General features: G+C 36.4%; 12 protein-coding genes. 4 read left to right on the top strand and 8 right to left on the bottom strand.

The genetic code is table 11. The annotated features are described in order from the left end of the window. The first annotated feature begins 193 nt into the window (after positions 1-193). Both ACZ5R4_RS06175 and ACZ5R4_RS06180 read left to right on the top strand, forming a co-directional pair. Entirely contained in the window at positions 194-484 is a 291-nt protein-coding gene (locus ACZ5R4_RS06175) for a hypothetical protein (protein ID WP_054860641.1), read from the top strand. 19 nt (positions 485-503) lie between these two features. Then, entirely contained in the window at positions 504-989 is a 486-nt protein-coding gene (locus ACZ5R4_RS06180) for a universal stress protein (protein WP_054860640.1), read from the top strand. Positions 990-1,055: 66 nt separating this feature from the next. Here ACZ5R4_RS06180 and ACZ5R4_RS06185 read toward each other — a convergent pair whose 3' ends face one another. After that, positions 1,056-1,970 (bottom strand): phosphatidate cytidylyltransferase, encoded by a 915-nt coding sequence (locus ACZ5R4_RS06185; RefSeq protein WP_109984953.1) that lies wholly within the window; start codon positions 1,968-1,970, stop codon positions 1,056-1,058. Positions 1,971-2,063: 93 nt separating this feature from the next. Between ACZ5R4_RS06185 and ACZ5R4_RS06190 the strand changes: the two genes are divergently transcribed. Then, entirely contained in the window at positions 2,064-2,618 is a 555-nt protein-coding gene (locus ACZ5R4_RS06190) for a hypothetical protein (protein WP_054860638.1), read from the top strand. Between the two features lie 134 nt (positions 2,619-2,752). Here the strand turns inward: ACZ5R4_RS06190 and ACZ5R4_RS06195 are convergent, their stop codons facing one another. Continuing rightward, complete coding sequence (locus tag ACZ5R4_RS06195) at positions 2,753-5,896, bottom strand: rhamnogalacturonan lyase family protein (RefSeq protein ID WP_464368203.1); 3,144 nt, start codon at positions 5,894-5,896, stop codon at positions 2,753-2,755. 451 nt (positions 5,897-6,347) lie between these two features. Here ACZ5R4_RS06195 and nagB point away from each other — a divergent pair, with 451 nt between their 5' ends. Next, on the top strand, positions 6,348-7,085 hold the full coding sequence (gene nagB / locus ACZ5R4_RS06200; RefSeq protein ID WP_054860637.1) for a glucosamine-6-phosphate deaminase: 738 nt from the start codon (positions 6,348-6,350) through the stop codon (positions 7,083-7,085). A 65-nt stretch (positions 7,086-7,150) separates the two neighbouring features. Here the strand turns inward: nagB and ACZ5R4_RS06205 are convergent, their stop codons facing one another. The 6 genes from ACZ5R4_RS06205 to ACZ5R4_RS06230 all read right to left on the bottom strand — a co-directional run bounded on the left by ACZ5R4_RS06205 (position 7,151) and on the right by ACZ5R4_RS06230 (position 15,279). Next, positions 7,151-7,939, bottom strand: a complete 789-nt coding sequence (locus ACZ5R4_RS06205) for an ABC transporter permease (protein ID WP_109984956.1) — start codon at positions 7,937-7,939, stop codon at positions 7,151-7,153. A gap of 28 nt (positions 7,940-7,967) precedes the next feature. Then, positions 7,968-8,753, bottom strand: a complete 786-nt coding sequence (locus tag ACZ5R4_RS06210) for an ABC transporter permease (protein WP_277678925.1) — start codon at positions 8,751-8,753, stop codon at positions 7,968-7,970. After that, positions 8,753-9,772, bottom strand: a complete 1,020-nt coding sequence (locus tag ACZ5R4_RS06215; RefSeq protein ID WP_464368204.1) for an ABC transporter ATP-binding protein — start codon at positions 9,770-9,772, stop codon at positions 8,753-8,755. Before ACZ5R4_RS06215 ends, ACZ5R4_RS06210 begins: the two co-directional genes overlap by 1 nt. Before the next feature lie 220 nt (positions 9,773-9,992). Further along, the gene (locus tag ACZ5R4_RS06220) at positions 9,993-11,717 is read right to left on the bottom strand and encodes a hydantoinase B/oxoprolinase family protein (RefSeq protein WP_464368205.1); all 1,725 of its coding nucleotides are present in this window, start codon (positions 11,715-11,717) and stop codon (positions 9,993-9,995) included. A 2-nt stretch (positions 11,718-11,719) separates the two neighbouring features. Further along, complete coding sequence (locus tag ACZ5R4_RS06225) at positions 11,720-13,186, bottom strand: hydantoinase B/oxoprolinase family protein (protein WP_109984959.1); 1,467 nt, start codon at positions 13,184-13,186, stop codon at positions 11,720-11,722. Further along, the gene (locus ACZ5R4_RS06230; protein WP_109984960.1) at positions 13,183-15,279 is read right to left on the bottom strand and encodes a hydantoinase/oxoprolinase family protein; all 2,097 of its coding nucleotides are present in this window, start codon (positions 15,277-15,279) and stop codon (positions 13,183-13,185) included. The genes ACZ5R4_RS06225 and ACZ5R4_RS06230 overlap by 4 nt, the downstream gene beginning before the upstream one ends. Positions 15,280-15,291: the final 12 nt, after the last annotated feature.

Consider the following 15,291-nt stretch of genomic DNA (forward strand, 5'->3'; position numbering starts at 1 on the left):
ACATTTCATTTCCCAATCCAAACACCCCCAAATACATTTCATATGTTTAACATAAATGATAAATAATATGCATTAATAAATATTCATGACGAATGATGTTACATTTGTCATCATTTTTTAATATAAAAATAAGTTTATATTCTTTTTCTAAAGTGAATATAAAAAGCGAAGAGAATTTGAAGGAGGTTATAAAATGAAAGAAATATTATCCAAAAACATTACTATAGAAGGCAAGCTTACCATAAAAGAAATCTTAACCCTTTATCAATATGAAAAATCTTACGAAGGTAATATTTTACTCTTAGCGAACCATGAGATTGTACATTTAAATCAAATAACAAACCTAGTATCATTTTTTCTTACTTATCACCAAATGAATGAAATCAAAGTTGTAGTTGAAGGTACTGAAGTCCAAAAGACGATGGAAGAAATCGAGGAATGTCTACAAGGTCATTGGAACAAGGTTGCAGGAAATTTGATTTAAAAATAAGGAGTGATTTTTGATGGTATTTAGCCAAATTTTAGTCGCTTTTGATGGTTCCGAGGATAGTGTACTTGCCCTTCAGAAGGCAAAAGAATTGGCTTTTGAATGTAAGAGTAATTTAACCATCGCTTACGTTCATGATGAGAACTATGCTGCACCACTTGCTAGTGAACAAACTGTCATACCAGCACATTCTCACGGTTTTGTTGGTACGGCACCATCTCCTAATCGGATGGAACGAGAAGCTTCTAAACAGATGGATCATACTCCTGAGAAAGTATTGGAAAAAGCAAGAAACTTATTAGAATCTATTCAATACAATGCTGATTACGAAACACTTTATGGCAATCCTGCGAAGGAAATTTGTGACTTCGCTAACAACATGAAAGTAGATTTGATTGTAATCGGTAGTCGAGGTCTAGGTAAAATCAAAAAAATGATGATGGGAAGTGTAAGCAATAAAGTAACAAATAATGCCCATTGTCCTGTATTAGTGATTAAGTAATATCGTTTTACACCTGGTTTCTCATAAGGAAAAATTGTATCAGCATCGAATGGCTGATACAATTTTTTACATAAAGTCAAAAAAGTAACGAATGATATGAAAAAAGACTGGAGAAGTATAAGTAAGACTATCTATCCGACTTAAATAACGTCCCTGTAGCTGTTTTTGTTTTGCTGTGTTACCAATTAACAAATCTCGTTTTAATACAGAAATACTCAAAATCCCTACAAAACCTGCCACACTTATAATGACACCTGAAAAAATTCCAAATATTAAATCAAATGGTGTTAAATACTCATAGAGTAAGTAAGACGCCAGTGTTGTTACGATTAATGCTCCGACAAAACCTTCTAATGTAATATTGGGATTTGCAGATGGTATTAATTTTTTCTTTCCTATATACAAGGAGATTAAATATTGAACCACGTCTCCCGTTTGGGTTAAAACAATGAGAAATAAGACCAAATTCGATCCAAATTCTGGTGTTGCAATTTGATAAAAGGCTAAATGACTCAGACCAAAGACCATTAGCATTAATCCCCATTGAACAAAGCTGACAGAACGAAGAAAACCTATCGTACCCTTCCCAATGATCCTTGGTAAAGGTAAAAACAAGAAAACGTAGACAGGAATAAAGACAATAAACATTCCATACCAACCAATGTAAATCCAATAAAACTGTAAGGGTATCATTAAATAAGACCAAAGAAATAAACGTCGATCTGATTTTCTTGTTTTCATCATGGAGAAGTATTCTTTTAACGAATAGAAACAAAGGATCATGACCGCAAGCAAAGAGACAATAGGTGTAAACAATGTCGCAAAACAAAATACGACATACATTCCCCACCACGCCTTTACGCGAGAATGAATATTAGAGAAATCTTTATTTGGTTGCTTCATTCTAGTAAACTTTAATAAAAGTGTTGCAACTAGTATTACGATAAAGATAATCGCTAATATGGACAGTTTTTCTTCCATAGCATCACCTAACTTTCTTAAAAGCTTCCTTCATTTTACAAGATTTTGTGTATAATGAGAAGGTGAAAGAAATTTGTAAGGTGGGGAAGACCGATGAATGATCAGAAATATATTTATATTATGCTATCCGATACAGGTACTCTATTTACAAGTGTAATAAAAAAATATACAAGAGCCCCATACAATCATGCATCCATTTCATTTGATTCTGAATTAAAAGAGATGTATAGCTTCGGCAGGAAAAAACCCAAAAATCCACTTTATGGAGGCTTTGTAAAAGAGGACGTCTTAACCGGTACCTTTAATCAATATCGAGATACTACCTGTGTTATCTATAAGTTAAAAGTAACTAATCGAGAAATAGAGAAAATGAAACGTATCCTTCATATATTCATAAAAAATGATGATAAATTTTTATATAATATTTTAGGAGTTATCGGTGTCTCACTCAAAGAGCCAATTGAATTTAGTAATTCTTATTTCTGTTCACAATTTGTTGCAGAAATTTTAAAACGTTCCGGAATTCATCTCTGGGATAAGCTACCAGCAATGGTAACACCAGACGATTTCCGAACAAATGAACGAATGCAATTGATTTATGAAGGGAAGCTTTATGAATTTGAACCAGTTAAGAAGCGATTAAAATAAGCTTTAATTCTTTAGTAAAAAAACTATCTTCACGAAAAGGAAAATAGATAAAATACAATAGGCAAAAACGAATGATCAGTTTATAATCATTCGTTTTATTTGCCTTAAGCTCACCTATTTCTGTGGAAGTTATGTCATTCGTTTTGCCATCCTTTGATTAAGGCATGGGCATCTTGCTTTAATTTACTTTTTATCGTTTGAGTGAAGCTACTTCTTTCTAAGTGTTTAAGATAACCACGCATGTGTTTAATTGCTTGTGCAGGACGTTCCTTGTTTAAATGATGCTCTACTTGTTTTAATTTATTTAAAAGAACTTTTTGATTTTGTTTTGTAATTTCAAGGTTTGTCATATGCTTTATTGCCGCCAAATTAGGTGTATAGTCAACCTCTGGTAAATCTAAATCATTGGAAAGCACTTTTTCTCTGATGTCTTCTCCTAAGTAATAGCCTAAATGAGGTGGTTGATTATAAGTCGTATTTTGCCAAGCAATGCCCATTCGATAAACAGAATCGTGCATCAAGGTTGGTAAGCGATATTCAGTCGGAATAGTTGTACTAAAGATTCTAAGCTCAGAGCTATCCTCGGTTGGATAGATTGCTTCCTCTCGCCAATCACCCAAAATATCAGCTTGTAAAGTTGGGTTTGCTTTAGTCCCATTATTACTCACTACACCCTCAAAGCTTTCCATGACATTAACACTACCAGATTTTTCATCATATTTGGATATTCTTGTGCCATCCAAAAGTTCGTTTAGCAAATCACCATCCCAATATGTGACAAAATTGACTGGTAATCCAATATTTCGGAAGCTATCTGCTATAACATCTCCTTGAACACTATATACTCCCCCACCAGTTTCTACAGTCGAACCTCCAGTACCCCAGAATTCGTAACCAGGTCTTGATGTGATATTTGCCGCTACACCACGTCCTGCATCTTTATAAGCATAAAATGCTTGTAGCGTTTCTCCAGTAGCGCCATCATGATATTCGAGTGATGCAACTTCAGAAGATTCCCTTACCCCAAAGACATGTAATCCTTCTCGATTGGGGTCAAAAGCACCAACATGTAAAGCATCACCGTGGGAGCCTGCTACTCGACCCATTTCACCATCCATTGCATAAAGAATGGATCCATCATGATCAAGCGTTAGTGAACCGGCGATTATTTCGTCAAAACCGTCATTATCTACATCACCTGTTGCTAGGTTATGATTACCTAAACCTCCTCCTCTACCTGCTTCATCTGAGTCAAAAGTCCAATCCTCTATTAGTTCACCATTTTCTAAGCTATAGGCGGCGAATGCTGTTCGCTCATAATAACCCCTTCCATAAATAGCACTTGGTTTTTCCCCATCAATATAGGCTACACCTGATAAGAATCGGTCCGAACGATTGTAGAATGTATCACCCCATGATGCGCCCTGATCTCCTTCTTCTTTTTCAACAGGGAAAGCAAAGTCAATGGTATCAATCGCCTCACCTGTTTCTCCATCAAAAACAGAAATATACTCAGGACCATCTACAACATGTCCACCCTCATTAATCCACTTTCCATCATCTTCCGCATTTCCGATGACACTGATTACCTTATTGCTATCATATTTCCCATCAGTCGCTCCATATACGGTAGTAGCATCCGCAGTTTTGATTAAAAATTCTGATTTTCCATCACTATTCATATCTGCCACTACAAATTGATGATATTGTGGACCAGAGGTTAAGTTCATGCCCATATTCATTCTCCAAAGCATCGTGCCATCTAACTCATAAGCATCAAAAATAGTCGGCCCTGTAATAACATCTTCTAGTGCAGTCATTGCATTAGATGGACGCCATTTTAGGATGATTTCGTATTCTCCGTCCCCATCTAAATCACCAACACTAGCGTCATTTGCACTATACGTATAATTTCCTGTTGCCGTAGTTCCTCCAGAAGGCTTTTGTAAAGGTAAAGATAAATAATCCTTTTTTTCTACCATTACTTCATTTTGCTCTGAAGGCTTACCATTAACGATAGTTTCTACCTTGTATGTCGCGTTTAGAGTTCCATTTTTATCAGTAAAATTAGTAACATTTAGTGGTTGTTTATTTAATTTCTTTCCATCACGATAAATGTTAAATGTTACATCCTTGCCGTATTCATCCGCTAACAGCCTCCATGAAACAAAGATACCATCATCTGATTGTAGTGCTATTACACCCCTATCTAACCATTCTGTGCCCCGATTCGTTTCCGGTGGTGTTAATCGATTATAAACAAAGACCGTTCCTTTTCGATTAAAAGCATTATCCACTGCCTCTGATTCAGCAATCGTTCCTTCGAATTCATATATACCAGGTTCGTTCGGATTCCAATCCTTATCTACTGGCTTCCATTCATGGACAGGAGCATCTACTGTCGTATGGTCTGCAAGAGCTACTGGAATTATCTCCGGTAGTCCGATAGAAGTTATATCCTCAGTCGTTTCTCCAACATATACTCTTTGATATGGTAATGCTGGGATACTAGTAATCGTATTATCGTTTATCGGTACATGATAAATCCCAACATTGTCTAAATAAGTTGTCCATGTAAGATTGTTTCCAGAAGTTCGGATTCCAACTAATCTTAATATTGAAACACTGCCATCAAAATCAACCTCATCAAGTGAAGACTGATAGGTTTCCTTCACATTTGTAGCTTGATTTTTCATTTCAAGAGTGACAGCATTTGTAGCTAAATTGAATATTACAGAAATACTATACCATGCTTCCTGGTCTGTAAAGGAAGTGGATTGAGGTTCATTTTTTCCTGCAAAATAAGTAATAGGCTCTTTATTTGTACTATTTAAGGTAAAAATGGTTTTTCCTTCACTATCAGCAATTCGAAATTCTCCACCATTCTCATATAAATGATCACCTTTGTCATTAACTATTCCTGGATACCAATCAAAGGATACAAGGATCTGTTTTCCCATTACCTCAGAGTCTAATTCCTTTGTAGCAACTCTACCACCTGACTGATCTAAAACATTAAATTCAAGTTTCGGTGAATCATTCCCTGCAATATCTTCATCATGAATAGAAAGGTTTGCTCCAAAAGTAGTAAAGCCCCAATTTTCAGGAGATAATTCCTCGGTATCACCGAAATCGCTATAATACACACCTTGATAGCCATCGACCTCAGGTATATCAGTTGCTGCCATTGTGGATATTACTGGAAAATTCGCAAAAATCAAAAGAAATACTGCCATTAATATAAAATACCTCTTCAACTTATTATGCGTATCCTGCATTCATTTTCCTCCTTTTAATCGACCAGTTGCGTAAAAGTTTAGTTTTTAAATGACCACTAATCTCCTAAGTCTTTATACCATTACCACCTTCCTTCTAACTGTAAGCGTATACAATTTATTGATTTAGTATAGCTCTCACATATAGACTAGCAATTATTAGCCTAGAATGTCTATAATACTTTTTTGCATCTTGCCTTAAAGTCATGTAATAACAAGATTTAAAATGGAAAATGGTATAATTTTTGCAAGCAAAAATATTGGAAAAAGACATTATTCAAGAAAATGATTTATCTAAAATACAATAAATAAGCCTTTTCTTTCGCTTTAAAGGTATAGACAACTATACTAAAAGTTGATAGACTATTATTAAAGAAACTCTTTTTGTTAGAAATAGAAAGAATGGTAACACTTTATTAAAGATAAGGTATTACTTATAGGGAGGACAGTTCAATTGCAAATAATTAAAGGAAAAAACTACGAAGATATCAGTCAAAAAGCTGCCCAATTTATTCTTAAACGAATTCATGAAAACAACCGACTTACACTTGGGCTGGCAACAGGTGGGACACCACGAAGGACATATGAGTATTTGATAAAGGATTACGAAAATAATCACACTTCTTATCAAACAGTCTCATCATTCAATCTTGATGAATACATTGGGTTAGCGCCATCAGATCCAAATAGCTATCATTATTACATGTACAAGCAACTGTTTAGCAAAATTGATATTCCAAAGGATCAAATTTTTCTACCTAATGGTTTAGCCACTGACTTGGCAAATGAGTGCTTATCCTATGAAAGAAAAATAAAGGATTATGGTGGAATCGACTTACAACTACTTGGAATCGGAGAAAATGGCCATATAGGATTTAATGAGCCAGGGACTCCATTCAATCAAAGGACCCATGTTGTTTCATTGACCGAATCAACTATTGAAGCAAATGCACGTTTTTTTGACAGTATCGATGAAGTCCCTCGAAAAGCGATTACTGTTGGCATTGCGACGATTCTAAAAAGCAAGGAAATACTGCTACTTGTTACAGGAAAAAGTAAACAAGCTGCTTTAAAGAGACTAATTGAATCAAATGAGGTCAGTGAAGATTTCCCTGCCTCCGCTCTTCGAAAACATGAGAATGTTACCATCATTGCCGATGAGGAAGCTTTGTCGAAGTTAGAATCGTCATAAGCGAGCCTGGGCTATATCGTAATATTACAATATAGCCCAGGCTATTGTATTGGTAGTATAGATAGTTATCCCCCTGCTCCTTGATAACGATTAAGATTCGACATCCAAAATAAATAGGCAATATAAAATAAAATAGGACCGATAAAAGGAGATAGGATATAGGTTATATTTCCATCGTATTGAAATTCTTTTGCAAGAATAAAACTACTTGGAACAAAATTAACAAAAGCTAAGGGGATAATAAACACGAGTAATATTTGAATAAACAAACTATATATAGAAATTGGATAGGATATAAACTCTCTCAAACGATTAAATAACCGAAATAAAAATTGCAGTCGAATTACTCTAAAGGTTAAAGAACCTATAATAGTTAATAATCCTGCAATTACTAATGAACCACTTGCGATATTCAGGCAGAAATAGATCACTTTCAATAGATTCCATTCTATTTTTAATTGAGAGAGAGACCATACAAGAATAGTACCTGATAATAGTAAATGAGCAATATAACCATTATTAAAAGTACTCGTTACAAAATAATAAAAAGGATTTCTTGGCTTAATTAAAATTATGTCAAACGTTCCATCACGAACCATTTCTTCAAGTGACTGCATTTGAACAAAAGTAAAAGAAGCACCAATTGCATATACAAATAAACCAATACTATATAAAAATGCTACCTCAGGCCAGCTCCAGCCATTAATTGCCCCAAATTTTTGCATCAACATCCAAACCACCAAATAATTTGCTGCATAAGCTAATGTTTGAGCACAAACACCTACAATAAAAGCACTCCTATATTCCATTCTTTCTTTAATATGGTATTTAAAAAACACAAAAAACAGCTTCACTTCATATCAAACTCCCTATGTACCATTATTAACCACCTTGAATAATTAATCGCTTCATTGCTTTTTTCCATAATAGAATGACCATTATGACAAGCAGTATTGTCCAGCTGCAACCAATAAACAACGTCTGAAACAATTGCTCCTTCGGAATTTCACCAAGATAAATAGCTGCAGGAATAAAACCTAAAAATTGAAAAGGTAATATTTCCGCAAAGAATCTCCATGTCGGTGGGAAAAACCAGAGTGGAAAAAAAGATCCTGAGAACACCGTCATTAAAGCACCCAAAGACCAATCAAGTGCAAAAGTTGTCAAGAACCAAAATGAAACTAATGCAATGAAATAACCTATCAAAAAAGAAATGATGATACCGAGAAAAAGAGCAATGATAAAAGCGAAACCATGCATGAATGAAAACGGGGTATGAACCTCAAAAATAAATATACAAATGATCATCGTGGGAATAGCTGTAAAAATAAATCGATACAATGCACGTCCTATATTTTCAGCAATTAAAAAAAGTGGATATAGAACGGGTTTAATTAAATATATCGCTATCTTCCCTGTTTTCAGTTCGTTATCAACAGACTTAAATACCTCTGTTAATAATAAGGTTGCGATAAGTGTATTTATTACACTATACGTAATCATCTGTTCTAGAGAAATTCCTTCAACTTGATCATTCCCTATCACTGCCTTCCAGATAGATACTTGTATTAAGATCAGTAAGAAATTACCTAACACTTGCAACCATACTTCTGTTCTGTACGATATTTGTTGCAAGAAAGCCTTTATTCCATAAGAGATATAACCCATCAGCTAATCACACCTCTATCTAGCTCATTCATATTTGAGGCACCTAATTGATGATATAGCCTTCGTATTACATCCTCAATACTAGCAGCTTCAATCGATAAGTCGATAACGGTATACTTCTGAGAAAGGTAATCAATAACCTCTAAAATATTTGTTAATTCTCTTTCATAAATCAAATATTTTATATTTCCATCACCATTTTGAAATGTAAGATCATTTATCACCAATTTATCCAGATTTTCTTTTAATTCTACGCGTATTTTTCGTAAATTACCTAAATTCTCTCTTAATTTCATGGTGGTACCATCATAAACTAGATTACCTTTATTTACGATTAACATTCGGGAACATACTTCTTCAATATCTTGTAGATCATGTGTAGTTAATAAGATGGTCACATTTTTTTCTTGATTCACCTTTCTTAAAAATTGGCGAATATTATCCTTCGCTAGTACATCTAATCCAATTGTCGGCTCATCTAAGAATAAAATTTCTGGATCATGTAATAAAGAAATGGCAATTTCTGCTCTCATTCTTTGGCCTAAACTAAGCTGCCTAACGGGACTATTTAGAAAAGAACCCAAATCTAATAACTCTGTACAAAAATCAAGATTTTTTTTATAGGTTTTTTCATCAATTTTGTACACGTGTCGATGAACCTCAAATGAATCGATCATAGGTAACTCCCACCATAATTGACTTCTCTGTCCAAAAACGACCCCCATTTTCCTAGCGTTCTCCATCCTAGATTGATGAGGAATTTTACCTCTGACAAACAATTGGCCAGCAGTGGGAACTAAAATACCTGTTAACATTTTTATCATTGTTGATTTTCCAGCACCGTTAGGGCCTAAATAACCCACTGTTTCACCTGCATTAATTTTAAAGGAAAGATCATTTACTGCCGGAACTTTTGAATACTGTTGTGTCATTAACGTGCGCATTGCCCCCCAAAAACCTGGAAATCGCTTGAACCTTTTGTATTCCTTAGTCAGATTTTGAGCCTCAATAATATTCATTATCAGTCCTCCTTTATTATTTAATCGCTTTCATTTTTTGTAAATATAAGGATAATCTTAACACTATCGGCTTCAAAAATATACAATACTTTTTAGAGATAAAAACACGTAAAAACTCTAGTAGTTCATATAATTAAATAAAAAAGACCTTTCTCCTTAATTTCCCATAATGAAATGGATAAAGAGAAAAGGTCCTTGCTTTTATATTCTAAGTAATTGTTTAAATTTGTTCCCTTATTTTCTTCGTTTTTCGTTGATCGATCTCTCCATCTTGGATTACGACACCATATTCTTTTTCAGCAGCTTCTAAGGAAACAAATTCATTTTTCACGTCCTCTAGTACCAGCTCTGGATCCCGTTCCAAAGGATTGCCCCAGCCTCCACCACCGGCTCGATAAAACTGAATGATTCCTTCCGCAGGCATTTTAACTCCAAATGCTGTTTCCTCCACAATTTGAGCATCTTTTGTTCCGTAATTTACGATAACCTTATTACTTGGGGCATCGTGACCACCGGCAAATCCTTTTGTCGTATTGCGAACACCTGCCATCATGACACTTGTCGAACTATCCTCTAAATGTTGAATTTGGACGACAAGTCCGGGAGTGCCTCGCCACTTACCTGCACCGGTGAAATCCTCCACATATTCATGAAGCAAAACTCTACTTGGATACTGAATCTCATTCATCTCAATAGAGGGTAAGGTAACACCTGTCATCACAGGAGGGTATAACCCCCATCCATCCGTTTGATATGCTGCCCCCGCTCCACCTGTGTAGCCAAAGAAATTCAAGTTTACCCATTGGTTTCCTTCTTTATCAATACCGTTTGTATAAGCTAATGGTAGCTTGTGTGCATTGACACCTACTCTTTTGGGAGCACACCTGGAAATAGCTAATAAAACAGCTTCAGCAATTTCAGCACCCACACATGCCGTAGCATGTCCACATGGAGCCGGGAGTTCTGGATTGACTACTGTTCCAGAAGGTGCAGTAACGGTGACAGGATTCATATATCCCTCATTAATCGGAATATCCTCATCACAGCAAGTAGATATGCCGACGAAGGCAAATGAAGTCGTATTCGATAATGGACTATTGATAAATCCATCAACCTGTGGAGAGGAACCAGTAAAATCAATTTTCAAATCACTACCTGCTACTGTGACAGTAGCTTTGATTTTTATATCACGATTCCCTTGAAAGTCATGATCTGCATACGTTTCAGCGGAGTAAGTACCATCAGGCCAACTGGCTATTTCATCTCGTACTCTTCTCTCTGTATATTGAATACGTTCGTCAATCGCACCAATCATTGGTTCAGAGCCATATTGATCTAGCATTTGCTGAATCCTTCTACTAGCAAGTTTACATGCCCCAATCATGGCATCGAGATCACCTTCCAGCCAATGTGATAAACGATTATTGGCGACAATCATATCAAAAACATCCTGACGCTTTTCCCCTTTTTCATAAATCTTCAATGGAGGAATACGCAAGCCATCATGCCAAATATCCTTTGATTTAGGATTATATCCACCAGCTACTGGCCCTCCATTATCCCCCATATGACTTCTCACTGCAGGAAGTAGTATTGGTTTTCGATTATAGAATACCGGCATCACCATCGTCCAATCCAAACTATGAGATCCACCATGGTAAGGATCATTTACAAGTAGAATATCACCAGGGTGCAGGTCATATCGGAATGTTTCGATTAAATGATCCACCGCTCCTACGACTGCATATAAATGGAGTGTACAGCCTGGAGCTTGTGCGACAAGCCTAGACTTCCTACCAGATAAATCAAAGATTCCTGTTGTAAAATCATGTGCTTCATTAAAAAGGGGAGATCGTGCTGTTCTCGTTACAGTTGCACTCATTTCCCGGGCAATTGCATCCAAAGAACCACCAACTACTTGTGATAAAATCATACTTTGATCCATTTCTATTGACCTCCAGTCCTCTCATATACGAATTCCAATCTATTTCCTGGACGTATAGATATTCCCGTACTGCTCTTATGAAAGGTTTTCCTGTTTTCATTAGTTTGTATCGTAATATTTCCATAAGTGTTATTCTCTACTTCTGGAATTATGGTAATCACATTAAAGACAAAATTCTCATTAATTATTTCCACAATCATTTGATTTGCTTTTTTCTCCCGCTTAACCATTTTAAATCCATAATTAAATTCAAGTTCTTCTGCTGATACAAGTTCTCGATCGCCAAACAATGCTGATGGCCCCCAGCCTTCACTAGATTCGGGGTACCCAGGTACGAGAAAAAGTGGAACTGTTTCTTTTAACATTCCGAAGGGCGAAAACAAAATGGCCTGTGGTCCAGGTCCATGTATCTTAGAATAAAGCTTGGTAGAAGTATTTCCTTGTTGTAATGCTTTTGTGATTACACCAGATATAAAATGGCCTGTTATAAAAGTACTAAACCCTACAGAAGCTGGGAAATCTGGATTTAGCAAGCTACCTTTTGGTACATGAATCTCAAAAGCCTCTAATACACCTTCATTAATAGCTATTTCATCTGCTAATGGTGCGAGAATTGGCCAAGTAGCAAATGCCTTTGTTGTAGATAAAGAGGCATTGACCGGTGTATTGACTTGCATTCCTGTTCCATTAAAATCTATTGCTACTTGATTTGTTGATGTATTTATCGAGACATAAATTGTTATATTCTCCCCATTACTCGCAAATGTTATTTTAGAATCCATCGTTTTCTTAGGATATTGACTGATATGTTCTACTATTCTACGGTTTGAATAGTTAGTCATTGTATAAACTGATTCAATCAGCCTTTGTCCATATTGCTTAATTAATCGTTGAAGTTCTTTCTGGGCATAGCGCAGGCAAGCATACATTGCATCTAATTCTGATTGATAAAGGCTTTTGACACGACTATTTGCTAATAAAAAACGTAGAACATCCTGTTGTAATAGTCCCTGCTTATATAATTTCACTGGAGTAATGCGCATGCTCTCCTGCCATATTTCGAATGCATCGGGATTAAAACCACCTGGGAATTCACCTGCCAGATCAGCTATTTGAACGCGAACTGCCGGAAACAGAACAAGCTCTCCATGATAAAAAAGTGGTGCAACCATTGTTAATGTTTGACCTTTTGTTCCTCCATTATAAGGGTCTGCTACAAGTAAAATATCTCCATCGGAAATATCAAATGAAAAGTAATCAAATAAATGATCAACACTATCTTTCATAGCATATAAATGCTCAGGCTCATACTGATGCTGGATAGCAAGCTTCAGTTCATTAGTAAATATAGCTGTAGCAAATGCTCGATCCTGTGAAACTAATGGGGAACGTGATATTCTTTGAAGGGCTTCACCCATTTGGCGACAAACGGCTTGAAGTTTAGAATAAACGATTTGGGCTTCAATCATTGCTGATTCCCCCTCATCTGCTGTACTTCGATAATACAATTCCGATTCGCATCAATTAATGCTTCTTGCCCTGGATAAACAACAATGGTTGTTCCCCATTCCTCTATGACGGAAGGACCTGCGATTAAATTACCAGGTGCTAATAAAGAACCATCATATATAGGAATAGTCATTGGATTATTTTCAAAATATACCGTTCTTTCCGCTATTTTTGCTAGGGATGGATCTTCCTCTCCAAATGATTCATCAGTGATAACAAGCTTTTTACGAACACCAATTAGATCTAGACGAAGGTTTAGTATTTCGATCGTTTGTTCCGGGTCTTGATGGGCATACAGCCTTTCATGCATTTCATGAAAATCCTTCACCGTCGCATCTAAATTAAGACTAGTAATTCGTTTTGTTCTAGAACGAACCGGCACGGTAACTTCATGTACCTCCCCTTTATAACGCATGTCCATATAGCGACGTGTTTCAAAATGATCGACTATGCTTTCCCCACCTAATTTTTCGCGGGCTATTTTCTCCATTTGTTCAAAATCTTGATTTACTTGCTCTAAATTTAATGAAGGAAGATCTTCGAACCTTGTTTTTAGTTCTGTTACTTTTAAATTCGCCGCAACATCACCGAACGCAGAGAATACGGGTGCTAAGGATGGTACAATAACGGTATTAATGCCCAAATCCTCGGCTTGTCTTCCTGCATGAATAGCACCTGCACCACCAACTGCCATTAGGGCAAAATCACGAGGATCGTAGCCTCTTTGCGATGATACATACTGTACGGCATTGGACATATCACTATTGACAATCCTAGATATCGCTAATGCTGCTTCTATCGGGCTAATTCCTAACGGGTCTGCAATATGTTTCATTATCGCTTGCTCCGCTAAATTCCGATCAAGTTTCATTTCTCCTCCAAGAAAATTGTCTGGATTAATATAACCTAATAAAACATTCACGTCTGTTACAGTTGGTTCTGTCCCACCTCTACCGTAACAAGCAGGGCCGGGAAAGGAACCAGCACTTTGTGGCCCAACTCGTAAGGCGCCCCCGCTATCAATCCAAGCAATACTTCCACCACCTGATCCAATGGTGTGAATATCCATCATCGGTAGAGCCACACGATATCGACTAATCCAGCTTTCTGTTGTAATGGTCGGTTGGAGTTGTTCAATAACCGATACATCGTAGCTAGTACCGCCCATGTCTACTGTAATAATATTATCATTCCCCGATTTTTCTCCGATGAACGCACCTGCTGATACACCACCTGCTGGACCTGATAACAGGCTACCTGCTGCTAATTTTCCTGTCTGCTCCACATTTTGGACACCACCATTTGATTGCATGACAAATAATTCTCCACGAAAACCTTGCTCCTGTAATTTAGATTCAAGGTGATTAAGATATGATTGTAAGCTTGGACCAGTATAAGCATTCACAATGGTTGTTGATACTCTTTCAAACTCACGAATTTGAGGTAGTACTTCACTGGATAAAGAAACAAACAAGTGAGGTGCCTCTTCTTCTATGATCTCTTTCACTCTTTTTTCATGCATCGGATTAACAAAACTAAATAAAAAGCAAACCGCGATTGCTTCGATACCTTCTTCAACAAGGCGTTGAACAGCTTGTCTAACTGCTTGTTCATCCAATTCTTTTATTATATTTCCGTCTTTATCTAATCTTTCCCTTATTCCAATCCGGAATCTTCTTGGCACAATTTGATGTGGTGCTTTTAGTCTAACGGAAAATACACTTTCCTTATATGCTCGACGGAATTCAATTTCATCTCGAAAGCCTTCCGTTGTTAATAAGCCTACCTTTGCCCCACTATATTCTAACAAGGTGTTTGTTGCGACAGTGGTCCCATGAACAATTAACGGACAGTTTGCTAGAAAATCTTCTATACTAATATCCAGTAAATCAGCAATTTTTTGTACTCCGTTTATTACACCATCTGATTGATCGGGGGTGGAGGGGGTTTTTGTTGAGACTAGTTGGCCATCCTCTGTAGAAGCAACAAGGTCAGTAAAAGTACCTCCCACATCCACACCTAACACCCATTTTGTTGCCTTATCTTGATTCATATTGATATCCTC

It is taken from the genome of Gracilibacillus sp. JCM 18860 (assembly GCF_055395245.1).

Excerpts from the sequence above, each read along its gene's own strand:
- ACZ5R4_RS06180 (WP_054860640.1), top strand. The coding sequence starts at position 504 with ATGGTATTTAGCCAAATTTTAGTCGCTTTTGATGGTTCCGAGGATAGT.
- ACZ5R4_RS06230 (WP_109984960.1), bottom strand. The coding sequence starts at position 15,279 with ATGAATCAAGATAAGGCAACAAAATGGGTGTTAGGTGTGGATGTGGGA.
- ACZ5R4_RS06225 (WP_109984959.1), bottom strand. The coding sequence starts at position 13,186 with ATGATTGAAGCCCAAATCGTTTATTCTAAACTTCAAGCCGTTTGTCGC.
- ACZ5R4_RS06215 (WP_464368204.1), bottom strand. The coding sequence starts at position 9,772 with ATGAATATTATTGAGGCTCAAAATCTGACTAAGGAATACAAAAGGTTC.
- ACZ5R4_RS06220 (WP_464368205.1), bottom strand. The coding sequence starts at position 11,717 with ATGGATCAAAGTATGATTTTATCACAAGTAGTTGGTGGTTCTTTGGAT.
- ACZ5R4_RS06210 (WP_277678925.1), bottom strand. The coding sequence starts at position 8,753 with ATGGGTTATATCTCTTATGGAATAAAGGCTTTCTTGCAACAAATATCG.
- ACZ5R4_RS06185 (WP_109984953.1), bottom strand. The coding sequence starts at position 1,970 with ATGGAAGAAAAACTGTCCATATTAGCGATTATCTTTATCGTAATACTA.
- ACZ5R4_RS06175 (WP_054860641.1), top strand. The coding sequence starts at position 194 with ATGAAAGAAATATTATCCAAAAACATTACTATAGAAGGCAAGCTTACC.
- ACZ5R4_RS06195 (WP_464368203.1), bottom strand. The coding sequence starts at position 5,896 with ATGCAGGATACGCATAATAAGTTGAAGAGGTATTTTATATTAATGGCA.
- ACZ5R4_RS06190 (WP_054860638.1), top strand. The coding sequence starts at position 2,064 with ATGAATGATCAGAAATATATTTATATTATGCTATCCGATACAGGTACT.